Source organism: Serratia sp. szju (genome assembly GCF_044594185.1).
In the GTDB taxonomy this organism is placed as follows: Bacteria; Pseudomonadota; Gammaproteobacteria; order Enterobacterales; family Enterobacteriaceae; genus Serratia; species Serratia bockelmannii.
Genome location: NZ_CP172576.1, coordinates 3,615,072 through 3,636,172, shown reverse-complemented (window position 1 = coordinate 3,636,172; position 21,101 = coordinate 3,615,072). Strand labels below are relative to the sequence as shown.

General features: G+C 58.1%; 21 protein-coding genes, 2 tRNA genes and 1 other RNA gene. 14 read left to right on the top strand and 10 right to left on the bottom strand.

The genetic code is table 11. From position 1 onward, the window contains the following. Nucleotides 1-38: 38 nt before the first annotated feature. From galU to rssA, 3 genes are all read right to left on the bottom strand, one after another. Nucleotides 39-956, bottom strand: coding sequence for a UTP--glucose-1-phosphate uridylyltransferase GalU (gene galU, locus RE418_RS17240; protein ID WP_025303079.1), 918 nt, complete (start codon nt 954-956; stop codon nt 39-41). Nucleotides 957-1,168: 212 nt separating this feature from the next. Further along, the gene (gene rssB, locus RE418_RS17235) at nt 1,169-2,182 is read right to left on the bottom strand and encodes a two-component system response regulator RssB (protein ID WP_025303080.1); all 1,014 of its coding nucleotides are present in this window, start codon (nt 2,180-2,182) and stop codon (nt 1,169-1,171) included. A 103-nt stretch (nt 2,183-2,285) separates the two neighbouring features. After that, entirely contained in the window at nt 2,286-3,188 is a 903-nt protein-coding gene (gene rssA, locus RE418_RS17230) for a patatin-like phospholipase RssA (RefSeq protein ID WP_025303081.1), read from the bottom strand. A 118-nt stretch (nt 3,189-3,306) separates the two neighbouring features. Here rssA and RE418_RS17225 point away from each other — a divergent pair, with 118 nt between their 5' ends. The 8 genes from RE418_RS17225 (at nt 3,307) to RE418_RS17190 (ending at nt 7,591) form a co-directional block, all read left to right on the top strand. Beyond that, the gene (locus RE418_RS17225; protein ID WP_025303082.1) at nt 3,307-3,771 is read left to right on the top strand and encodes a YchJ family protein; all 465 of its coding nucleotides are present in this window, start codon (nt 3,307-3,309) and stop codon (nt 3,769-3,771) included. Between the two features lie 68 nt (nt 3,772-3,839). Beyond that, nucleotides 3,840-4,688: a formyltetrahydrofolate deformylase gene (gene purU / locus RE418_RS17220; RefSeq protein ID WP_004932187.1), complete on the top strand. Its 849-nt coding sequence runs from the start codon at nt 3,840-3,842 to the stop codon at nt 4,686-4,688. 175 nt (nt 4,689-4,863) lie between these two features. After that, nucleotides 4,864-4,948, top strand: a tRNA-Tyr gene (locus tag RE418_RS17215). Between the two features lie 189 nt (nt 4,949-5,137). Then, nucleotides 5,138-5,222 (top strand) — tRNA-Tyr (locus tag RE418_RS17210). Between the two features lie 47 nt (nt 5,223-5,269). Further along, nucleotides 5,270-5,397: non-coding RNA, RtT sRNA (locus RE418_RS17205), on the top strand. A gap of 267 nt (nt 5,398-5,664) precedes the next feature. After that, complete coding sequence (locus RE418_RS17200; protein WP_060447756.1) at nt 5,665-6,237, top strand: TIGR00730 family Rossman fold protein; 573 nt, start codon at nt 5,665-5,667, stop codon at nt 6,235-6,237. A 101-nt stretch (nt 6,238-6,338) separates the two neighbouring features. Further along, on the top strand, nt 6,339-7,145 hold the full coding sequence (gene xthA / locus RE418_RS17195; RefSeq protein ID WP_025303083.1) for an exodeoxyribonuclease III: 807 nt from the start codon (nt 6,339-6,341) through the stop codon (nt 7,143-7,145). A 44-nt stretch (nt 7,146-7,189) separates the two neighbouring features. After that, nucleotides 7,190-7,591 (top strand): pyrimidine (deoxy)nucleoside triphosphate diphosphatase, encoded by a 402-nt coding sequence (locus RE418_RS17190; protein ID WP_025303084.1) that lies wholly within the window; start codon nt 7,190-7,192, stop codon nt 7,589-7,591. A 21-nt stretch (nt 7,592-7,612) separates the two neighbouring features. Here RE418_RS17190 and RE418_RS17185 read toward each other — a convergent pair whose 3' ends face one another. From RE418_RS17185 to RE418_RS17165, 5 genes are all read right to left on the bottom strand, one after another. Then, nucleotides 7,613-7,909: a YnjH family protein gene (locus tag RE418_RS17185; RefSeq protein WP_025303085.1), complete on the bottom strand. Its 297-nt coding sequence runs from the start codon at nt 7,907-7,909 to the stop codon at nt 7,613-7,615. Further along, entirely contained in the window at nt 7,906-9,831 is a 1,926-nt protein-coding gene (locus tag RE418_RS17180; RefSeq protein WP_043142985.1) for a DNA topoisomerase III, read from the bottom strand. The genes RE418_RS17185 and RE418_RS17180 overlap by 4 nt, the downstream gene beginning before the upstream one ends. Next, a complete protein-coding gene (gene mnmH / locus RE418_RS17175) occupies nt 9,831-10,940 on the bottom strand; it encodes a tRNA 2-selenouridine(34) synthase MnmH (protein ID WP_043142988.1) in 1,110 nt (369 codons plus the stop codon). The genes RE418_RS17180 and mnmH overlap by 1 nt, the downstream gene beginning before the upstream one ends. An 8-nt stretch (nt 10,941-10,948) precedes the next feature. Further along, nucleotides 10,949-11,992, bottom strand: a complete 1,044-nt coding sequence (gene selD, locus RE418_RS17170) for a selenide, water dikinase SelD (protein WP_025303088.1) — start codon at nt 11,990-11,992, stop codon at nt 10,949-10,951. Nucleotides 11,993-12,149: 157 nt separating this feature from the next. Then, a complete protein-coding gene (locus RE418_RS17165) occupies nt 12,150-12,701 on the bottom strand; it encodes an NAD(P)H nitroreductase (RefSeq protein WP_004932204.1) in 552 nt (183 codons plus the stop codon). 160 nt (nt 12,702-12,861) lie between these two features. Here RE418_RS17165 and sppA point away from each other — a divergent pair, with 160 nt between their 5' ends. The 4 genes from sppA to RE418_RS17145 all read left to right on the top strand — a co-directional run bounded on the left by sppA (nt 12,862) and on the right by RE418_RS17145 (nt 17,994). Further along, a complete protein-coding gene (sppA, locus tag RE418_RS17160) occupies nt 12,862-14,718 on the top strand; it encodes a signal peptide peptidase SppA (protein WP_025303089.1) in 1,857 nt (618 codons plus the stop codon). Between the two features lie 93 nt (nt 14,719-14,811). Beyond that, on the top strand, nt 14,812-15,828 hold the full coding sequence (ansA, locus tag RE418_RS17155; protein ID WP_025303090.1) for an asparaginase: 1,017 nt from the start codon (nt 14,812-14,814) through the stop codon (nt 15,826-15,828). A 22-nt stretch (nt 15,829-15,850) separates the two neighbouring features. Further along, a complete protein-coding gene (pncA, locus tag RE418_RS17150; RefSeq protein ID WP_049203352.1) occupies nt 15,851-16,483 on the top strand; it encodes a bifunctional nicotinamidase/pyrazinamidase in 633 nt (210 codons plus the stop codon). Nucleotides 16,484-16,716: 233 nt separating this feature from the next. Continuing rightward, nucleotides 16,717-17,994: a glycoside hydrolase family 18 protein gene (locus RE418_RS17145; RefSeq protein WP_025303092.1), complete on the top strand. Its 1,278-nt coding sequence runs from the start codon at nt 16,717-16,719 to the stop codon at nt 17,992-17,994. A 42-nt stretch (nt 17,995-18,036) separates the two neighbouring features. Here the strand turns inward: RE418_RS17145 and RE418_RS17140 are convergent, their stop codons facing one another. Together RE418_RS17140 and msrB are read right to left on the bottom strand one after the other, a co-directional pair. Beyond that, nucleotides 18,037-18,309 (bottom strand): YeaC family protein, encoded by a 273-nt coding sequence (locus RE418_RS17140; RefSeq protein WP_025303093.1) that lies wholly within the window; start codon nt 18,307-18,309, stop codon nt 18,037-18,039. 63 nt (nt 18,310-18,372) lie between these two features. Beyond that, nucleotides 18,373-18,786 carry a peptide-methionine (R)-S-oxide reductase MsrB gene (gene msrB, locus RE418_RS17135; RefSeq protein ID WP_004932219.1) on the bottom strand — a complete coding sequence of 138 codons (414 nt, stop codon included), beginning with the start codon at nt 18,784-18,786 and terminating at the stop codon, nt 18,373-18,375. Between the two features lie 348 nt (nt 18,787-19,134). On the opposite strand from msrB, the gene gapA reads away from it, so the two are divergent. Continuing rightward, nucleotides 19,135-20,130 (top strand): glyceraldehyde-3-phosphate dehydrogenase, encoded by a 996-nt coding sequence (gapA, locus tag RE418_RS17130; protein ID WP_004932222.1) that lies wholly within the window; start codon nt 19,135-19,137, stop codon nt 20,128-20,130. 83 nt (nt 20,131-20,213) lie between these two features. Then, on the top strand, nt 20,214-21,089 hold the full coding sequence (locus RE418_RS17125) for a D-hexose-6-phosphate mutarotase (RefSeq protein ID WP_025303094.1): 876 nt from the start codon (nt 20,214-20,216) through the stop codon (nt 21,087-21,089). Nucleotides 21,090-21,101: the final 12 nt, after the last annotated feature.

The following is a 21,101-nucleotide window of genomic DNA, read 5'->3' as shown; positions in this document are numbered from 1 at the left end:
GAAAATCCTAGTTTTTCAAATTAATACGAAAGATCAAATTACTTCTTGTCAGCGGCAACAACCTGTTGCAGCCACTGAGAAAATTCTTTGCCCAGGCTGGCATGACGCATGCCGTACTCTACAAAAGCCTGCATGTACCCCAACTTGTTACCGCAGTCATGGCTTACGCCCTTCAGGTGATACGCTTCCACCGTTTCCTGCTGCATCAACATTTCGATACTGTCAGTCAGCTGAATTTCGTCGCCGGCGCCAGGGGGCGTTTTAGCCAACAGCGGCCAAATATCGGCGGATAACACGTAACGACCGACAATCGCCAGGTTGGAAGGGGCTTTATCCGGCGAAGGTTTCTCAACCACACTCACCATCGGCGCACTTTCGCCCGGTTGCAAAGCAACGCCCTTACAGTCGGCTACGCCGTAGTTTCCGACATCTTTATGCGGCACGGGTTCAACCATGATCTGGCTGACGCCGGTAGTTTCGAAGCGCTGCAGCATTTCGCGGAGGTTGTCTTTTTTCGGATCGGCGCTGTATTCGTCGAGGATCACGTCCGGCAACACCACCGCCACCGGTTCATCGCCCACCATCGGGTAGGCACACATAATCGCGTGCCCCAGGCCTTTGGCATTGCCCTGACGAACCTGCATCACGGTAACGCCTTTCGGGCAGATCGACTGCACTTCATCCAGCAATTGGCGCTTGACGCGTTTTTCCAGCATCGCTTCAAGTTCGAAACTGGTATCAAAATGGTTTTCGATCGAGTTCTTGGAGGAGTGGGTGACCAGCACAATCTCGTTAATCCCCGCCGCAATGCACTCATTAACGACGTATTGGATCAGCGGTTTATCAACCAGCGGCAGCATTTCTTTCGGAATGGCTTTGGTGGCCGGCAACATCCGCGTACCCAAGCCTGCAACCGGGATCACGGCTTTTCTGACTTTGCGATTTACAGCAGGCATTATTTCCTCTCTTGAAGCTAAAGCGCTCATTTTATGAGCTTGGGCTCAATATAAAAAACCTTCGGAGTATACCAGCTTATGCGCGCCTGGCATTAACCAGAACACAAATAGAAAACATTTAGGACTATTACCCGTTCGGATAATCGGGAGAATAAATAAACGGTTTAATTACCGATAAGTGAATAGCTTAAGATCTCGCCGTTCGTTGCCTGTTATTCAGCGCTGAGCATCAGCCGCAACCGACCACCGCTTCCCCATACCTGACACTGCCAGGCAGTGCAGCGCTGGCTGATCTGATTCATGTAGGTGGCCCCCAGCGTCCCCAGTGGCACGCCATTGCTCAGCTGGATTTGATTGTCACCGGTATTGACGTTGGCATGCAGCCCGGCAGAAACCAGAATCAGGTTTTTATTTTCGGCGTGATAATATCCCAGCAACAGCGGGAATTGACCGTCTAATTTCCCCTGCCGCAATAATTGATTAACCTGCTTTAACAATGCCGACATTTGCGGCAGACGATGCTGTTGATTAGCCAGATGGTCTTGCAGCAGCCCATTAAATAATGCACGCAACAGCAATGCCGCCAATACGCCATTATCGCCGGCGCGCGTGACGTCCAGGCAATAGAATGCCAGGTCCTTTTCTGACAAAGCGGCGATATCCAGCACCAGGCCAGGATTTTCGCCGGTGGTTAACTGCCGATAGTTGATCCGGCAATGCGCAATAGTCTGCTGTACCGGCGGTTGCAATTGTTTAAGCAGTTTGACGGCTTCGGAGGGATTTTTGCTCAACGCATCCCAGTCCTGAAACAGTTCAACCTCTTCAATCGCCTGGGAAGTGAACATATTGGGGTATAAGCATGCCAACACCGCTTCACGCAGGCGATTGAGATCGGTCAGCGGCTTGAGCAGCACATCCTGCACGCCCAACCTCAGCACCTTGGCGATGTCAGCCATCTTGTCGGTGGCCGAGATCACCAGCACCGGGATTTGCAGCCCCTGCAAACGCAGGTGCTCTACGAATTCGATCCCCCCCATTTCCGGCATCGCGAGATCGCACAGGATCAGATCCGGCTTGAAGTCATCGACGGCACCCAGCGCCTGTATACCGTTGGTCGCCTCGCCGGTTTCAGCACCCAGTGAGGCCAAATAACCGACCAGCACTGAACGAAAAACCTGTTCGTCCTCAACGATCAAGATGCGCTTGTGAGTAAGTGGTAATGCCATCAGCCGAGCCTCGTCCCTTTCCATAGTGTAATAGTGGCTCAAAAAGGTCACTTATGCTCGTCTGAAACAGACTGACCGCGCATTGCCAACCGAGAACCGAGAATTATCTATTTTTTATCAACGGCAACAACCGATCCAGTTGTTTTTCCACCGCCAGCAACCCCGCTGCGATCGCTTCATCGGCGCGGTGGAAATCCAGCGTCGAGATTTGCGGACAAAAAGGTTGAATCAACACATCCGGCGGATCGCTCGCCATCCGATTACGCTTCAAACGATTTTCCAGCATTTGAATCGATGTGCTCATAATCTCCATCGCCGTCGGCGCCGTCGCCGGTTTGCGCTTACGCATTCTGCCGACGCGTTCCCGCAGACGCCCGCGCCAGGTCGCCGCAGGCGCATCGTTCGGGCTTTCTTCCTCGATACGTATCGAGAACAGATCCTGCTGCATCAGATGCGCATCATGCTGCAGATCGACCGCGATGACGATATCGGCGCCCATGGCGCGGCAAAGCGACACCGGCACAGGATTGACCACCGCGCCATCCACCAGCCAATAGCCGTCGGCCCATACCGGCGCCAACAGGCCAGGCATACTGCAGGAGGCGCGTATCGCCTGATGAATATCGCCTTCGGTCAGCCACAGCTCGCGCCCGGTGCTGAGATTGGTGGTCACGGCACCGAACTTCAACGCACAATCGGCGATATCATTGACCTTCAGCAGCTGTCCGACGGCGTTAAACACCCGCTCGCCGCGCAACAGGCCGCCGCGCTGCCAGGAAAAATCCATCAGGCGAATGACGTCCCAATAGCTGAACGATCGCACCCACTGCTCCATCGCCGGCAGACGATGGCTGGCGAACGCCGCGCCCACCAACGCGCCGACAGAACAGCCGGCAACGACATCAACCTCAATCCCCAATTTCTTTATCGCATTGATCACGCCGATGTGCGCCCAGCCTTTGGCCGAGCCCGCTCCCAGCGCCAGTCCGATCTTGATTTGCCGCATCGCGCCATCCTCAGGGTGAAAGGTGTTCTCTGCTTTCAGGGTAGATTGTCACTGACGAATATTGTTAGGTAACATATGCGCTAAATTCATTTTCTGCCTCGTGTTCTCAGGAGTTATTTTGCCCGAATTATGCCCATGCGGCAGCGGACTGGCGTATAACGCGTGCTGCGCCCCTTTTATCAGCGGCAATCAGCCAGCGCCGACGCCCGGCCAGCTGATGCGTTCACGCTTCACCGCCTACGTGAGTCATAACGTCGACTATCTGATCGCCACCTGGCACCCCGACTGCGGTGCCGAAGCGTGGCGCAATGCAATCGTCGACAGTTTTAAGAATACCGAATGGCTGGGCCTGACGGTCGTGGAAGAGAAAGCCGGTCATGAGCCGGATGAAGGCTTCGTCGAATTCATCGCCCGTTTTACCGATGGCGAAAGCGGCGAACCGCAAGCGATGCATGAGCGCTCACGCTTCCTTCGTCGCGATCAACGTTGGTATTATATCGACGGTACCAAACCCCAGCCCGGCAGAAATGCGATGTGTCCCTGTGGCTCAGGGAAAAAATATAAGAAGTGCTGCGGGCGCTAACCGGCCGGCGCTTCACGTTTACGCCTGCGCAGACAGGCCGTTCAGTATCAGACAGGATCCTCAAACCCATGCCACACCAAAATGTACAACGAAAAGTGTTACGCACCATCTGCCCGGACGCCAAAGGGCTGATCGCCAAGATCACCAACATCTGTTACAAGCACGAACTCAATATCGTCCAGAATAATGAGTTCGTCGATCACCGCACCGGGCGTTTCTTTATGCGCACTGAGCTGGAAGGCATTTTCAACGACAACACGCTGCTGGCCGATCTGGACAGCGCGCTGCCGGAAGGTTCGCTGCGCGAGCTGCACAGCACCGGGCGCCGGCGCATCGTGGTGCTGGTCACCAAAGAGGCCCACTGCCTGGGCGATCTGTTGATGAAAAGCGCCTATGGTGGCCTCGACGTTGAAATTGCCGCCGTGATCGGCAACCACGACACGCTGCAAACGCTGGTGGAGCGTTTCGATATTCCTTTCCATCTGGTGAGCCACGAAGGCTTGACGCGGGAACAGCATGACCGCGAAATGACGGCCAAGATCGATCAATATCAGCCGGATTACGTCGTGTTGGCCAAATATATGCGCGTGCTGACGCCGGCCTTCGTGCAACATTATCCGAACCAGGTGATCAACATTCACCATTCGTTCCTGCCGGCGTTTATCGGCGCACGCCCTTATCACCAGGCCTATGAGCGCGGGGTAAAAATCATCGGCGCCACCGCCCACTACGTTAACGACAATCTCGACGAAGGCCCGATCATCATGCAGGACGTGATCCACGTCGATCACACCTATTCCGCCGAGGATATGATGCGCGCCGGCCGCGACGTAGAGAAAAACGTGCTCAGCCGCGCGCTTTATCAGGTGTTGGCGCAGCGCGTCTTCGTCTACGGCAACCGCACCGTTATTCTGTAATCGCTCAATAAATCGGTGCATTTCGTTCAGGGATGCACCGCCAAGAATAAAAAAACGGCAAACGATTCATTTTCTGCATTTCAATGCTTTACACATCCGCTTCATTTGATATGATGCGCCCCGCTTACCGAGACAGCGCTCTCGCAAGCAAGGCCAGTTAAATAGCCATGTATATGGTGGGGTTCCCGAGCGGCCAAAGGGAGCAGACTGTAAATCTGCCGTCACTGACTTCGAAGGTTCGAATCCTTCCCCCACCACCATCTTCTCTTTGTTGATGAACTTGAAGCGAAAGCTGAAATCTCATTAAACGCCGAGGGGGAGGATGAGAAGCTTCGACAAGGTTCGAGCCGAGCGTAGCGAGACAACGCGCTTTAGCGCGGTAATCCTTAGAAGCACACAATAGGAATTTAGCCCATTCCTTAAAAAATCAGTAAATCCATGAATACCATGGTGGGGTTCCCGAGCGGCCAAAGGGAGCAGACTGTAAATCTGCCGTCACAGACTTCGAAGGTTCGAATCCTTCCCCCACCACCATCCCTTGCAAAAAATCCCTGAACCAAGTTAAAACACATCGCATCCATATTGCTCCGCACCGGGGAAGGATGAGAAGCTTCGACTAAGGTTCGAGTCTCACGCAGTGAGACAACGCGCTTCAGCGCGGCCCGCAGGGTGAGTCGCACAGCGACGAATCATCCTTCCCCCACCACCATCCCTTGCAGAAATCCCCAAACCGAATTAAAAGTTCATCGCCTCCATAACGCTCCGTATTGGGGAAGGATGAGAAGCTTCGACCAAGATTCCCAAATCGACTTAAAGCACATCGCACCCAATGCCCTCGTATCAATAAACTCAATTTATCTCCCCTTATTCCCCGCTTTCACCTCGATGTTTTATTTCCTCACTCCCAGCAGTAACTTGAACTCCGGCCGACAATTCGCTATACCACTGGCTTCTTTAGTGCAGTAAGGAAAGGTGGATGCGAAACAATATTTGCGTTTTTTGTGGCGCCAGTGAGGGCGTCAATCCCGCTTATGCCGAGCAGGCTCGTCAACTGGGGCAGCTGCTGGCCGCTCAGGGGCGCCGTTTAATCTACGGCGGCGGCAAAAAAGGATTGATGGGGATCGTGGCAGACGCGGTGTTGGCAGCGGGCGGTGAAGCTGTCGGCATTATCCCCGAGCGCCTGGTGGAAGCGGAAACGGCGCATCGCGGCCTGACCGAACTGGAAGTGGTACCCGATATGCATACGCGCAAAGCCCGTATGGCGGCGCTGGCGGACAGTTTTATCGCCCTGCCCGGCGGCATCGGCACGCTGGAAGAGCTGTTTGAAATTTGGACCTGGGGGCAAATCGGCTATCACAACAAGCCGGTCGGCCTGCTGAACGTCAACGGTTTCTACCGCCCGCTGAGCCAGTTCCTCGAGCACGTCGCCGATCAGGGCTTTATGCGTCACGACTATCTCGGCACCCTGCACATCAGCGAATCGGCACAGATGCTGCTGCAACAGTTTGACGACTATCAACCTAAAAATTACGACCGCTGGGCGAAATAAACCCGCTGCGCAGTCAGCGGTCCCGCCGCTGTCTGCGTTACATTTCCCGCCAAACTCTGCTACTATCACAGCACATTTTTCTCGTGAAAACGGCACCGCTCATGAAGTTTGTCTCTTTTAATATCAATGGACTGCGCGCGCGTCCGCATCAGCTGGCGGCAATTATCGAACAGCACCAGCCCGACGTGATCGGTCTGCAGGAAACCAAAGTTCACGATGACATGTTCCCATTGGAAGACGTCAGCCAACACGGCTACCACGTATTCTATCACGGGCAAAAAGGCCATTACGGCGTGGCGCTACTGACCAAAGCGGAGCCTCTGGCCGTGCGCCGCGGTTTCCCGACCGATGAAGAAGATGCGCAGCGTCGCATCATCATGGCCGATCTGGCTACGCCGCAGGGCACGCTGACGGTGATCAACGGCTACTTCCCGCAAGGTGAAAGCCGCGACCACCCGATCAAATTCCCGGCTAAAACACGCTTTTATCAGGATCTGCAAAACTACCTGGAGCAGCAGCTATCGGCGGAATCCCCGGTGCTGATCATGGGCGACATGAATATCAGCCCCAGCGATTACGATATCGGCATCGGCGAAGACAACCGCAAACGCTGGCTGCGCACCGGTAAATGCTCCTTCCTGCCGGAAGAGCGTGAATGGATGGACCGCCTGCTGAACTGGGGCCTGGTGGATACCTACCGCCACGCCAACCCGGGGCGCAGCGACGAATTCTCGTGGTTCGACTACCGCTCCAAAGGGTTCGACGACAACCGCGGCCTGCGTATCGATCTGCTGCTCGCCAGCACCCCGCTGGCTTCGCGCTGCATCGCCACCGGCATCGATTACCAAACCCGTGGTATGGAGAAACCTTCCGACCATGCACCGGTCTGGGCGGAATTTACGCTGTAACCCCATCACCCCGGCGCCCGCCGGGGTTTTACTCTGTGAAGCCAATGAAAATTATCGACGTGGTAGCCGCCATTCTGGAAAAAAATGGCCGCATTTTGCTGGCCCAGCGCGGCGCAGGCAGCGACCAGGCCGGTCTGTGGGAATTCCCCGGCGGCAAGGTTGAAGCCGGCGAAAGCCAGCCAGAGGCGCTGGCGCGCGAGCTGGATGAAGAATTGGGAATTTGCGCCCGTATCGGCAACTATGTGGGCAGCAATCAGTGGCAGCAAGGCGAACGCCTCATCCGGCTGCACGCCTGGCAAGTCGCGGAGTTCTCCGGTGAACTGCAACAGCGCTGCCACTCGGCGCTGGTCTGGGTCACGCCGCAACAGGCGCAGGAATACGCTCTGGCACCCGCTGACGTTCCACTGCTGGCGGGCTATATCGCCGCGCAAGGCGATGTACGCTGAGCGCGGCGATAGGTTACATCGTCACTTCTTCAATCGCACCCAAATCAAGGGGTTGGTGCCGATGGTGTTAGGCTCACGCACGCACTGCAGCACTTCCCCTTCCACTTTAAGCACCGCGCCCTCGGAATAGTTCTGGTTCTGGTAGACGCAACAGCGGTTGCAGGGCTGCGCCGGCGGCGGGTTGACGCCGCTTTTGGCCGTGCCCCAAATCTCCGGCGAAACCGGCAACACCACGTCCACATCGCCCCGGTTGGCGGCCGCCAGGCCGCAATACGCCAGGGCAGCGGCAGCCAGCACCCCATTGAGTCCACGCTTCATTCACTTTTCTCCTGCGCCTTGCCGGCGCTTTTCCTGCGTTTTTTGCCCCCGCTGGAGGGCGGCGGCGGCAATCCACGAAACGCCATGCTCGCCCGGCTCTGCTTGGCCTGATAAATCAGCTCTTGCAGCGTGCCGACCAACGGCTGCATAAAGTCCTGATAGCGGCAGGATTTCTCGCTGATTTGCGTCAGCGTGGCTTCCCAGTTTGCCGTCATATCAGGGCGTGCAGCAAGATCCGGCAGCGAGTGAATCAACGCGCGCCCGGTTTCGCTGGAGTGAATATAGCGTCCCTTCTTGTACAGAAACGCCCGCTTGAACAGCAATTCGATGATCCCCGCTCGCGTCGCTTCCGTACCTAAACCATCGGTCGCTCGCAGGATTTTCTTTAGCGCTTTATCTTGTACGAACCGCGCGATGCCGGTCATGGCCGACAACAGGCTGGCGTCGGTAAACGGCCGCGGGGGCTGCGTCTGGCGCTCCACCACTTCACCGCGCTCACACAGCAGCTCATCATCTTTAGCCACCACCGGCAACGGGGCGCCCTCATTTTCCTCGTCGCGTTCCTTGCTGCCCAGCAGCGTACGCCAACCGGCCTCCGCCAGAAAACGCGCCTTGGCGATGAATTTGCCGCCGGCGATATCCAGCTCGATCACGCATTTGCGGAACACCGCATCCGGACAAAACTGCATCAGATACTGGCGCGCCACCAGCCCATACACGTTCCGTTCATCCTGCGTCAGGTTAATCTTGCCGGCACGGGCGGTAGGAATGATAGCGTGGTGCGCATCGACCTTTTTATCGTCCCAGCAGCGGTTGCGGCGATCGCTGTCGATCACCGGCTGCGGGTAAAGTTCAGGCTGGTGCACGCTGATGGCGTTCAGCACCGCATGGCGGCCGGCGAAATGCTCTTCCGGCAGGTAACGACAGTCGGAACGCGGATAGGTAATCAACTTGTGGGTTTCGTACAGCCGCTGGCAAACGTCCAGCACCTGTTGGGCGCTGAGGTTATAACGCCGGGCCGCTTCAATTTGCAGCGTGGAGAGCGAAAACGGCAGCGGCGCGGTATCTGATTCCCGTTTATCGTTATAGGACGTGACCAGCGCCGGCTGGCCCTCGATGCGCTTGACCACGTGCTCCGCCAACGGCCGGTGCAGCAAACGCCCCTCTTCATCCTGATAAGGCTCGCAGGAGTCGCTGGGTTGCCACAGCGCCACGAAGCGTTCTTCTTTCGGCGTAACGATGTGCGCCTTGACCTCAAAGAAATCTTTCGGCACGAAGTTTTCGATCTCTTCATCGCGCCGCACCACCAATCCCAGCACCGGCGTCTGCACCCTGCCCACCGACAGCACACCGTCGTAACCGGCGTTGCGACCCAGCAGCGTATAAGCGCGGGTCATATTGATGCCGTACAGCCAGTCTGCGCGCGAACGTGCCAGCGCAGACACGCACAGCGGGATAAAGTCTCGGTTGTCGCGCAGCCGCTCGACCGCGCGCTCCACCGCCTGCGGGTTGAGATCGTTGATCAGACAGCGGCGCACGTTCTGGCGCTTCTCCGCCGTCAAATCCAGGTAGTCCAGCACCTCATCCACCAGCAGTTGCCCTTCGCGATCCGGGTCGCCGGCGTGAACCACTTCATCGGCTTCAAGCAGCAACTTTTTAATGGCGTTGAGCTGTTTACTGACCGAAGGCCGCGGCTGCAACCGCCATTTTTCGGGAATGATCGGCAGATCCGCCAACGACCAGCGCGCATAGCGGCTGTCATAAGCGTCAGGCTGAGCCTGCTCCAACAGGTGGCCGACGCACCAGGTCACCACGTCGTTGTTGCCACAGGCGATATACCCGTCGCCGCGGCGATGCGGCTTGGGCAAGACGTCGGCAATGGCGCGCGCCAAACTCGGTTTCTCGGCTATGAACAGTCGCATTATTCACCGTTTTTCTGGCTGAACGTCATCAAGAATTCTCTTACTTCTGCATAGTTCCCACGGAAGACAATCCGCTGGGCTTTCTTTTCCAACTGATAGCAATACATCGGATCGTAGTACTGCTGCAACAGGGGCGCCAGCCACTCGCGGTGCGCCTCGCCCTGGCCGCTGAGCCGCTGTGCCCGCAGCGCCGCTTCCAGTCGTTGCGTCAGCTGCTGGAAGCGTTCCAGCCCCAGGCGGCGGCGTATGGCGAACAGGCCGTGGTGCAGATAGTCGTCGTACTGTCGCCAGCCGTCTTCCACACCATAGGCCTGTTCGAACTGTTCGCGCATGCCGTCGATATATTCCGCCTGCAGACGCGCCAGACGAATGTCGAACGGATCGTCGATCACCGCCACCGGCGCCTGCTGCATCCCATTGAACAGCGGCAGCGGCAGATTGTTGCTGCCGATGATCCGCCCTTCGTCTTCCAGCACCCAACGGCGGCTGCCACCATGCTGTTTTTTCAGCAATAACACAGCCAGACGATTCTCAAAATCGATCTGCGAGCTCTGGCCCGCCAGCGTTCGACCAAAAGATGAACCGCGATGGCGCGCCACGCCTTCCAGATCGACGCCGTCGGCCAGTTCGTTGACCAGCAACGTCTTGCCGCTGCCGGTATTGCCGCCCACCAGGGCCATCGGCAATGCCGCGCTTTGCGCCAGCACGCCGAGCAAATAATTGCGCAGCGCCTTATAACCGCCAATGATACGCGGGTACTCGACGCCGGCCTCATGCAGCCATTGCTGCACCAGCTGCGAGCGCAGCCCGCCGCGGAAGCAGTAAATATAGCCTTCGGGCCGCTCTGTGCAGGCCGCCAGCCAGGCGGCGGTGCGCTGTTCGCGCAGTTTGCCGTTCACCAGGCTGTGGCCGAGCGCGATCGCCGCTTGTTGCCCATGCTGCTTATAGCAGGTGCCGACCGCCTGGCGTTCGCTGTCGATCATCAGCGGCAGATTCAGTGCCTGAGCGAAGGCGCCCTGCTGAAACTCGATCGGTGCGCGCACGTCAATCAGCGGTACGTCCTGCAGGAAAATGCGTTGGTAATCGTCGCTGTCCGCCCTTCCTTGCATGTTGGACACTACGCGACCTCGATCAGCGGCTTATCGGCCGATGCCACATGCAATTCACCGATAGCGTTGAGCGTGATACCGTGCTGTTCGGCAATCGCCAGCACCTGCGCTTCCGCCTCCGGCAATACCGCCAACAGCAAGCCGCCGGAGGTTTGCGGATCGCACAGCAGCTGGCGCTGCAAATCGCTCATCTCGCCCACCAGATGGCCATAGCTGTCGAAGTTGCGCCCGGTGCCGCCCGGCACACAGCCCTCGGCGATATACGCCTCAACGTCCGGCAGTTTCGGCACCCGATCAAACCAGACCGTCGCCTGCAGACCGGAGCCCTGGCATACCTCGCTCAGGTGACCCAGCAGGCCAAAGCCGGTGATGTCGGTCATCGCTGTGACGCCCGCCACCTCGGCAAAATCAGCACCCGGTTTATTCAGGCGACACATCACTTCAGTCGCCAGGCCCTGATGCTCAGGACGCAGCTTGCTTTGCTTCTCGGCGGTCGTCAGCACACCGATGCCCAACGGCTTGGTCAGATAAAGTTTTGATCCGGCCTGTGCCGCGCTGTTTTTCTTCACCCGCTCGGTATTGACCACGCCGGTCACCGCCAGGCCGAAAATAGGTTCCGGTGCATCGATAGAATGGCCACCGGCCAGCGCGATCCCCGCCTGCTGGCAGGCGAAACGGCCGCCGTCGATCACCTGCTGCGCCACCTCCGGCGGCAGCTTGGCGATCGGCCAGCCGAGAATGGCGATCGCCATGATCGGTTTGCCGCCCATGGCGTACACGTCGCTGATGGCGTTGGCAGCCGCAATGCGGCCGAAATCGAATGGATCGTCGACGATCGGCATGAAGAAGTCGGTGGTGCTGATGATACCGACGCCGTTGCCAATGTCGTACACCGCCGCATCGTCGCGGGTTTCATTGCCGACCAGCAGGCGCGGATCGACAAACTTTTCCCGCTCGCTATGCAGGATGGTTTCGAGAACTTTCGGTGAGATTTTGCAGCCGCAGCCAGCGCCATGGCTGTACTGGGTTAAACGGATCGCTGGCGATGTCATAGTCCACTCCCTTCGGTAACGGCACTCAAGATAACATAGGGTAGCGCTTGCCGAGGGGATTGATAAGAGCGGGCCGCCGATAAGCGAACGGCCTGCTCAGAAACCATGCAATTTTGCGGGGTTTGGCGCATTTTCACCGCGCCCCGTTGGAAAAAACTCAGAAATAGCTGACGAAAGGCGTGCTGTCCGGCGGCGTCACCTTGGTGGCAGCCTTCAGCTGCGGCGTCCCCAGATAGAGGAAGCCGACGATCTCGTCCTGCTCGCGGCAACCGAAGGCTTCACGCACCAACGCATGCTCGGTCCAGGCGCCGGTGCGCCAGATGCCGTTAAAGCCCTGCGCCAGCGCCGCCATCTGCATCGCCTGCACGGCGCAACCGGCGGAAACCACCTGCTCCCAGCGCGGCACTTTGGTCTCTTCCGTGCAGTGCGCGATGACGGTGATGATCAGCGGTGCGCGGAACGGCGCCTTGGTGGCTTTTTCGATCGCCGCCTCGTCCAGCTGATCCTGCTTCGCCGCCGCCTGCAGCAGCTGACTGAAGCGTTCCAGGCCCTGATTCTCGATCATCACGAAACGCCACGGCTGCAGCGCGCCGTGATCGGGTGCACGCAGGCCCGCGTTGATGATATTTTGGCGCACTTCCCCCGCCGGCGCCGGTTCCGCCAGGCGCGAAGCCGAGCGACGATTCAATAAAAGATCCAGAGCATCCATCGTAAACTCCTGATAACAATTTTCATTCCGGCCACGTTAACATAGCTAAACGACGAGTTACAGCCTCGGCGATAGCGTCTGTGTGCCACGATTTAAAGCTGACATTTACCCGGCCGCTCATTAGGATAGCGGAACATTCTCGACTCTTGTTGGAGAGCACATGCGCACATTGTGGCAAATTATTGCCGGCATTTTCCGGTGGACATGGCGTCTGCTGAATTTTATCAGGGAACTGATCCTTAACCTGTTCCTGGTCTTGCTGATCCTGGTTGGGGTCGGCATCTATCTGTCCTTCCAAAGTTCCTCCACCTCGACGGCCCCGGCGCGCGGCGCGCTGCTGGTCGATTTAAGCGGCGTGGTGGTCGATCAGCCTTCGGTAAACAACCGAGTGCGGCAATGGGGCCGCGAACTGTTGGGCGCCTCCAGCAGCCGCCTGCAGGAAAACTCGCTGTTCGACGTAGTCGACAGCATCCGCAAGGCCAAAGACGACAAAAACATTACCGGCATGGTGTTGCAGCTGAATGATTTCGTCGGCGCCGATCAGCCGTCGCTGCGCTATATCGGCAAAGCGCTGCGCGAGTTCCGCGACAGCGGCAAACCGATCTTCGCCATCGGCGACAGCTACAACCAGACGCAATACTATCTGGCCAGCTACGCCAACAAGGTCTACCTGTCGCCGCAGGGCGCGGTCGATCTGCACGGTTTCGCCACCAACAACCTGTATTACAAGTCGTTGCTGGACATGCTCAAGGTCACCACCAATATCTTCCGCGTCGGCACCTATAAATCGGCGGTCGAACCGCTGATCCGCGACGATATGTCTCCGGCGGCGCGCGAAGCAGACAGCCGCTGGATTGGCGGCCTGTGGCAGAACTATCTGGAGACCGTCGCGGCCAACCGCCAGCTGACGCCGCAGCAGCTGTTCCCCGGCGCCGCCGGCGTGCTGAGCGGCCTGCAGGCGGCCGGTGGCGACACCGCTCGCTATGCGCTGGACAACAAGCTGGTGGACGAGTTGGCGTCGCGCACCGCGATCGAAAATCAGCTGGTCAAGACCTTCGGCTGGGACAAACAGGTAAACGATTTCAACGCCATCAGCATCTACGACTATCAGCCGAAACCGGACGCGAACCAGGGCGGCAAGATCGCCGTCGTCTTCGCCAACGGCGCCATCATGGACGGCCCGCAGACGCCGGGTAACGTCGGGGGCGACACCACCGCCGCCGAGCTGCGTCAGGCGCGTCTGGATCCGGCCATCAAAGCCGTGGTGTTCCGTGTCAACAGCCCTGGCGGCAGCGTCAGCGCGTCCGAAGTGATCCGCTCCGAGCTGGCCGCCGTGCGCGCCGCCGGCAAACCGGTGGTGGTGTCGATGGGCGGCATGGCCGCATCGGGCGGTTACTGGGTCTCGACGCCGGCCGACTACATCATCGCCAGCCCGAGTACGCTGACTGGATCCATCGGCATTTTCGGCATCATCAATACCTACGAGAAAACCCTGGATACGCTGGGCGTGCACACCGACGGCGTGGCGACCTCGCCGCTGGCCGACATCGCGGTCACCAAGGCGTTGCCGCAGGAGTTCTCGCAGATGATGCAGCTGAACATCGAAAACGGGTATAAGAACTTCCTCGATCTGGTTGCCAAATCGCGCAAGATGACCCCGCAGCAGGTCGATCAAATCGCCCAAGGCCACGTCTGGCTCGGCAGCGACGCCAAGGCCAATGGCTTGGTCGATCAGTTGGGCGATTTCGACGACGCGGTGAAGAAAGCCGCTGAGCTGGCGAAGCTGCAGCAGTGGCAGCTTGACTGGTTCGTCGATACCCCGAGCCTGAGCGATATGGTGCTCAGCCAGTTCGGCGTTTCCATTCACGCCATGCTGCCGGCGGCGATTCAGGCCATGCTGCCTGCCCCGCTGGCCTCGGTCGCCAATGCGGTGAAAGAGCAGCCGGGTTTGTTCAATAACTTGAACGATCCGCAGAACCGTTACGCGATCTGTCTGACCTGCGGAGAAGTCCGCTAACAAATAATTCTACAGCCCGGCCATCGCCGGGCTTTTTTTCTGCCGCCATGCCCCTATAATTCAGCCCATCTTATCTTTGTTAAAATCATGACCATGCAAAAGAAATCCATTTACGTCGCCTACACCGGCGGCACCATCGGCATGCAGCGCTCCGATCACGGCTATATCCCGGTTTCCGGCCACCTGCAGCGCCAACTGGCGCTGATGCCGGAATTCCATCGGCCGGAAATGCCGGATTTCACCATTCATGAATACGCGCCATTGATTGACTCTTCGGACATGACGCCGGAAGACTGGCAGCACATCGCCGACGACATCAAGCAGAACTACGATCGCTACGACGGCTTCGTGATCCTGCACGGCACCGACACCATGGCGTTCACCGCCTCGGCGCTTTCCTTCATGCTGGAGAACCTGGCTAAGCCGGTGATCGTCACCGGCTCGCAGATTCCGCTGGCGGAGCTGCGCTCCGATGGCCAAACCAATCTGCTGAATGCATTGTACCTGGCAGCCAACCATCCGGTGAACGAAGTCAGCCTGTTCTTCAACAACAAGCTGTTCCGCGGCAACCGCACCACCAAGGCGCACGCCGACGGCTTCGACGCTTTCGCTTCACCCAACCTGCCGCCGCTGCTGGAAGCCGGTATCCACATTCGTCGCCAGCACGGCATCGACAGCCCGACTTGCAACGGCGGGTTACGAGTGCACGACATCACGCCGCAGCCGATCGGCGTGGTCACTATCTATCCGGGCATTTCCGGCGCGGTGGTGCGTAACTTCCTGCTGCAGCCGGTCAAGGCGCTGATCCTGCGTTCCTACGGCGTCGGCAACGCGCCGCAGAAGGCCGAGCTGATCGACGAGTTGCGTGCGGCCTCCGAACGCGGCATCGTGGTGGTAAACCTGACGCAGTGCATCTCCGGGCGCGTCAATATGGAAGGCTACGCCACCGGCAACGCGCTGGCGCACGCCGGGGTTATCAGCGGTTTCGACATGACGGTGGAAGCCGCCCTGACCAAGCTGCACTATCTGTTGAGCCAGCCGCTGACGCCGGAACAAATCCGCGCCCTGATGCAGCAAGATCTGCGCGGCGAGCTGAGCATCAACGGTTAATCGACTGAACTCTGGAGCGGCGATGAAAACGGCCCTGTTGTTGATCGATCTGCAAAACGACTTCTGCCCCGGCGGCGCGCTGGCGGTCACGGCGGGCGACGCCGTCATCCCGGTCGCCAATCAGGCGATCGCCGCCTGCCTGGCGCGGGGCGAGCCGGTGGTGGCCAGCCAGGACTGGCACCCCGCCAATCACCGCAGCTTTGCGGTGAACTCCGATGCGCAGGTCGGCACCCTCGGTGAGCTGGAAGGCCTGCCGCAGGTATGGTGGCCGGTGCACTGCGTGCAAGGGAGCCACGGCGCCGATTTTCATCCCCAGTTACAGCGGCAACACATCAATGCCGTCTTTCGCAAAGGGCAAGATACGAACATCGACAGCTACAGCGCGTTCTTCGATAACGGCCACCGTGCGCAAACCGAACTCCACGGCTGGCTGCAATCGCAGGGCGTCCGGCGGTTGGCTGTCATGGGCCTGGCGACCGACTACTGCGTGAAGTTCAGCGTGCTGGATGCGCTGGCTGCCGGCTATCCGACGCAAGTGATCGTCGACGGCTGCCGCGGCGTGAATCTGCAGCCGGACGACAGTGAGCGAGCGCTGCAGGACATGGCGCGCGCCGGCGCGCAGCTAGTTACCCTGTCACAGTTTCTCGCCAACTAAATCCGCTCGGGCGCCACCGGCGCCCTCTCTGCGCGGCGGCGAAATTATCGACGCTGCTCACAATACCGCCTTTCTTCTTCCCCAACGGCTTGTGACCGGCAGGCGCTTTTGCTGTTATGACTGCGACGCTTTTGGCGTCAATCGGTTATACGCATCCGGGGCCCACTGAGCCCGGCTTTATTGTGCCCGCCCCTGGCGGTACGGTCGGCCTTGCCGACCACAAGGAGACTGACATGAAAATAACCCGAAAACTGCTGCCTTTGCTGGCGGCGGTGCAATTGGCTATGGCTGGCGCAAGCACGGCCCAGGCGGCCTATCTCTCCGTCGGCTACTTCAACGGCGGCGGCGACGTCACCGCCGGCCCCGGTGGCGATATCGATAAGCTGGACGTCACGCAAATCACCCACCTCAACTATTCGTTCGGCCTGATCTACAACGGCGAGAAAGACGAAACCAATGCGGCGCTGAAAGACCCCGCTCGCCGCCACCAGATCTACCTGTCGCCGAAAGTCACGGCCGATCTGCAACGGCTGCCGGTGCTGCGCAAACAGAACCCCGAGCTGAAAGTGCTGCTGTCGGTCGGTGGCTGGGGCGCACGCGGTTTCTCCGCCGCCGCCGCTACCGCGGAAAACCGGGCGATATTCATTCGCTCCGCGCTGCAGGTGATCGCACAGTACCGGCTGGATGGGATCGATCTGGACTGGGAATACCCGGTGAACGGCGCCTGGGGGCTGGTGGAAAGCCAACCGGCGGATCGCGATAACTTCACCCTGCTGCTGAAAGAGCTTCACCAAGCGCTGGGGCAAGGCAAGCTGTTAACCATCGCCGTCGGGGCCAACGTCAAAAGCCCACAGGAATGGGTCGATGTGAAAAGCATTGCCCCTTACCTCGACTACATCAATCTGATGACTTACGACATGGCTTACGGCACACAGTACTTCAATGCCAACCTGTACGATTCAACGCGTTGGCCAACCGTGGCGGCCGCCGACCGCTACAGCGCCGATTTCGTGGTAAAGCATTATCTGGCTGCCGGACTGAAACCGGCACAGATGAACCTGGGCATCGGTTTCTACGGCCGGGTGCCGAAACGGGCGACCGAGGCGGGCATCGACTGGGACAAACCGGACGCCGCCAAGCATCCGGTGACGCAGCCTGACTTCAGCGCGCGCGAAACCGCCCTGTTCAACGCGCTGGGGCTGGATCTCAGCAAAGACACTTACTTTAAATACCACGATATCGTCAGCAAATTGCTCAACGATCCGCAGCATCGTTTTCGCGAACACTGGGATGACGACGCCAAAGTGCCATACTTGACGCTGCAATCCGCCGAAGGCAAGCCGCTGTTTGCCATCTCCTACGAGAACCCGCGTTCGGTGGCCATCAAGGCCGAATACATCAAAAGCCAGGGATTAGGCGGTGCGATGTTCTGGGAATACGGCGCGGACGACAACAACCGGCTGGCACAGCAGCTGGCGGAATCGTTGGGGATTAAGGGCGAAAAACGGTGAGTCGACGGGGCGATGGCGACATCGCCCCGCTTTAGGGTCGCGTTATTGCGGTTTGAGTTTAGCCAGCGGCTCGGCAACGAACTGCTGTTTCAGCTCTTGCTTGCTCTTCATCACAATCTGCCCGTCGGTGCCGATGCTCATGTGCTGCGGATCGACGTTGTGCATCGACTGCCACAGCATCACCGCCTGCAGGCTATTTTCTTTCTGCTCCGGCGTCAGCGCCACGCCGTCCGGCCATTTACCCAGCTCAACCGCCAGTACCAGGCGCTGGTATATCTCGGGCGTCATCGCCGCAATCAGATCTTTCACGTCCATCAGAGCCCTTCTCGCTTACGGATGAATAATTAGCTGAATCGATTTTGTTAGTTAAATTACCACTTAACCGGCCGTTTGGTCGCCATTTTCGCCATCGGTGAAACTCAGCGAGGCGGAGTTGACGCAGTAGCGGTCGCCTGTCGGCTGCGGGCCATCGGGGAAAACGTGCCCCAGGTGCGCGTCGCAGTGGCCGCAGCGGATTTCAACACGATGCATATTATGCGAATTATCATCAAGATAGCGGATTGCATCGGCGGAAACCGGCTCATAAAAACTCGGCCAACCGCAGCCGGAATCGTATTTGGTTTCGGAATAGAACAGCGGCTGGTTGCAGCACAGGCAATGGTACACGCCCTCGCGCTTGTTGTGCAGCAATTTGCCGCTGAACGGCGCTTCGGTACCACGCTGTTGCGTCACATAACGTTGGATTTCATTCAGTTCCGTGACCGGATGACCGGGGGTTGTCTCTTTAGCCATTTGTGCTTATCTCTGAATGTGGATAATGTCAACGAAAACAATGATTAATAATAACAAAAAATTAACACCGCTGCAGGGGTTTTTGGCCTAAACTGTAGCCCATAAAGGCTACGTCACGATGATATGTGATAGCGATCACACATCTTGCGTATGCTGACTTTATACTTGGCGGCTTGTCCCCATCTAACGGATGAGGCCAAGCGCAAATGGACTGTGCAATAAGCGTGCAAAACCACCCTTCTGGTTTGACTTGCCGCAAGAATTGACACGATTCCGCTTGACGCTGGGTAAGGTTTTTGTAATTTTACAACCAACCTTTTATTCACTAACAAATAGCTGGTGGAATATATGACTATCAAAGTAGGTATCAACGGTTTTGGCCGTATCGGTCGCATTGTTTTCCGTGCTGCTCAAGAGCGTTCTGACATCGAGATCGTTGCAATCAACGACCTGTTGGACGCAGAGTACATGGCTTACATGCTGAAGTATGACTCTACTCACGGCCGTTTCAACGGTACGGTAGAAGTTAAAGACGGCCACCTGGTTGTTAACGGCAAAACCATCCGTGTTACCGCAGAGAAAGACCCGGCTAACCTGAAGTGGAACGAAGTAGGCGTTGACGTGGTTGCTGAAGCGACCGGTATCTTCCTGACCGACGAAACCGCGCGTAAACACATCACCGCCGGCGCTAAAAAAGTGGTTCTGACTGGCCCATCCAAAGATGCGACCCCAATGTTCGTGCGCGGCGCCAACTTTGACAAATATGCCGGCCAGGACATCGTGTCCAACGCCTCTTGCACCACCAACTGCCTGGCGCCACTGGCTAAAGTCATCAACGACAACTTCGGTATCGTTGAAGGTCTGATGACCACCGTTCACGCGACCACCGCTACTCAGAAAACCGTTGACGGCCCGTCCCACAAAGACTGGCGCGGCGGCCGCGGCGCATCCCAGAACATCATCCCTTCTTCTACCGGCGCAGCGAAAGCGGTTGGCGTGGTTCTGCCAGAGCTGAAAGGCAAACTGACCGGTATGGCGTTCCGCGTACCGACGCCTAACGTATCCGTTGTTGACCTGACCGTACGTCTGGAAAAAGCGGCTACCTACGAAGAAATCAAGAAAGCCATCAAAGACGCCGCTGAAGGTTCTATGAAAGGCGTTCTGGGCTACGTTGAAGACGACGTGGTTTCCACCGATTTCAACGGCGAAGTGCTGACTTCCGTGTTCGATGCCAAAGCCGGTATCGCACTGAACGACAACTTCGTGAAGCTGGTTTCCTGGTACGACAACGAAACCGGTTATTCCAACAAGGTTTTGGATCTGATCGCTCACATCTCCAAGTAATGGCATGATGTTAAGCTGATAATGAGGGCGACATTTTTGTCGCCCTTTTTTATTTGTCTCTCCGGCAAACAATAGGTCATGAAATGAACGAGAAAATTTTCACCCTGCCCGTTTCCGAACAGATTTCACCTTACATCAGCCAACGTCAGCTCGATGAGCTGGGCGTGGTGGTGGTCTCGCACCCGAAAGTGCGCGCGGCCGTCGCGCTGCAGGGCGCCCATTTGCTGGCCTGGCAGCCCAGCGGTGAGCAGCCGGTAATTTGGCTCAGCAACAATACCCCGTTTGCCAAAGGCAAGGCCATCCGCGGTGGGGTACCGATCTGCTGGCCGTGGTTCGGTCCAGTGGCGCAACCCTCCCACGGCTTTGCCCGTAACCAGCCCTGGAGCCTGACGGCGCACGATGAAGATGACAACGGCGTCATTCTGACCTTCACGCTGAAAGACAATGAGCAGACCCGAAAACTGTGGCCGCACGCCTTCACGCTGATTGCCCGCTTCAAACTGGGTGCAGAGTGCGAGATCGAACTGGAATCGCACGGCGATTATCAGGCCACGGCGGCGCTACATAGCTACTTCCAGGTCGGCGACATCGAACGGGTCAGCGTGGCGGGTCTGGGCGAGCCTTATATCGACAAGGTGGCGGGCGGTGCAGAGGCACGTCAGGCAGGTGAAGTGACCTTCGTCGGCCAAACCGACCGTGTCTATACTCGCCCGGAGGCCTTCAGCCAGATCCGCGATCCGGCGCTCGCACGCACCATCGAGGTTCACCACCATCATATGAGCGACGTCATCGCCTGGAACCCCGGCGCAGAACTCTCCTGCAGCATGGGGGATATGCCGAACGACGGTTACAAGACCATGGTTTGTATCGAGACCGGGCGCGTCAGCAAACCGCTGATCGCCGCCGGCGAGCAACCCGCCCGTTTGGGAGTCACCTTCCGCAGCCGTAAAAAAGCCTGAGGGATCGTGCGC

Bases quoted from the DNA above. Each gene is read 5' to 3' on its own strand.
- galU (WP_025303079.1), bottom strand. From the start codon at position 956: ATGCCTGCTGTAAATCGCAAAGTCAGAAAAGCCGTGATCCCGGTTGCA.
- rssB (WP_025303080.1), bottom strand. From the start codon at position 2,182: ATGGCATTACCACTTACTCACAAGCGCATCTTGATCGTTGAGGACGAA.
- rssA (WP_025303081.1), bottom strand. From the start codon at position 3,188: ATGCGGCAAATCAAGATCGGACTGGCGCTGGGAGCGGGCTCGGCCAAA.
- purU (WP_004932187.1), top strand. From the start codon at position 3,840: ATGCCACACCAAAATGTACAACGAAAAGTGTTACGCACCATCTGCCCG.
- RE418_RS17200 (WP_060447756.1), top strand. From the start codon at position 5,665: ATGCGAAACAATATTTGCGTTTTTTGTGGCGCCAGTGAGGGCGTCAAT.
- xthA (WP_025303083.1), top strand. From the start codon at position 6,339: ATGAAGTTTGTCTCTTTTAATATCAATGGACTGCGCGCGCGTCCGCAT.
- RE418_RS17190 (WP_025303084.1), top strand. From the start codon at position 7,190: ATGAAAATTATCGACGTGGTAGCCGCCATTCTGGAAAAAAATGGCCGC.
- RE418_RS17185 (WP_025303085.1), bottom strand. From the start codon at position 7,909: ATGAAGCGTGGACTCAATGGGGTGCTGGCTGCCGCTGCCCTGGCGTAT.
- RE418_RS17180 (WP_043142985.1), bottom strand. From the start codon at position 9,831: ATGCGACTGTTCATAGCCGAGAAACCGAGTTTGGCGCGCGCCATTGCC.
- mnmH (WP_043142988.1), bottom strand. From the start codon at position 10,940: ATGCAAGGAAGGGCGGACAGCGACGATTACCAACGCATTTTCCTGCAG.
- selD (WP_025303088.1), bottom strand. From the start codon at position 11,992: ATGACATCGCCAGCGATCCGTTTAACCCAGTACAGCCATGGCGCTGGC.
- RE418_RS17165 (WP_004932204.1), bottom strand. From the start codon at position 12,701: ATGGATGCTCTGGATCTTTTATTGAATCGTCGCTCGGCTTCGCGCCTG.
- sppA (WP_025303089.1), top strand. From the start codon at position 12,862: ATGCGCACATTGTGGCAAATTATTGCCGGCATTTTCCGGTGGACATGG.
- ansA (WP_025303090.1), top strand. From the start codon at position 14,812: ATGCAAAAGAAATCCATTTACGTCGCCTACACCGGCGGCACCATCGGC.
- pncA (WP_049203352.1), top strand. From the start codon at position 15,851: ATGAAAACGGCCCTGTTGTTGATCGATCTGCAAAACGACTTCTGCCCC.
- RE418_RS17145 (WP_025303092.1), top strand. From the start codon at position 16,717: ATGAAAATAACCCGAAAACTGCTGCCTTTGCTGGCGGCGGTGCAATTG.
- RE418_RS17140 (WP_025303093.1), bottom strand. From the start codon at position 18,309: ATGGACGTGAAAGATCTGATTGCGGCGATGACGCCCGAGATATACCAG.
- msrB (WP_004932219.1), bottom strand. From the start codon at position 18,786: ATGGCTAAAGAGACAACCCCCGGTCATCCGGTCACGGAACTGAATGAA.
- gapA (WP_004932222.1), top strand. From the start codon at position 19,135: ATGACTATCAAAGTAGGTATCAACGGTTTTGGCCGTATCGGTCGCATT.
- RE418_RS17125 (WP_025303094.1), top strand. From the start codon at position 20,214: ATGAACGAGAAAATTTTCACCCTGCCCGTTTCCGAACAGATTTCACCT.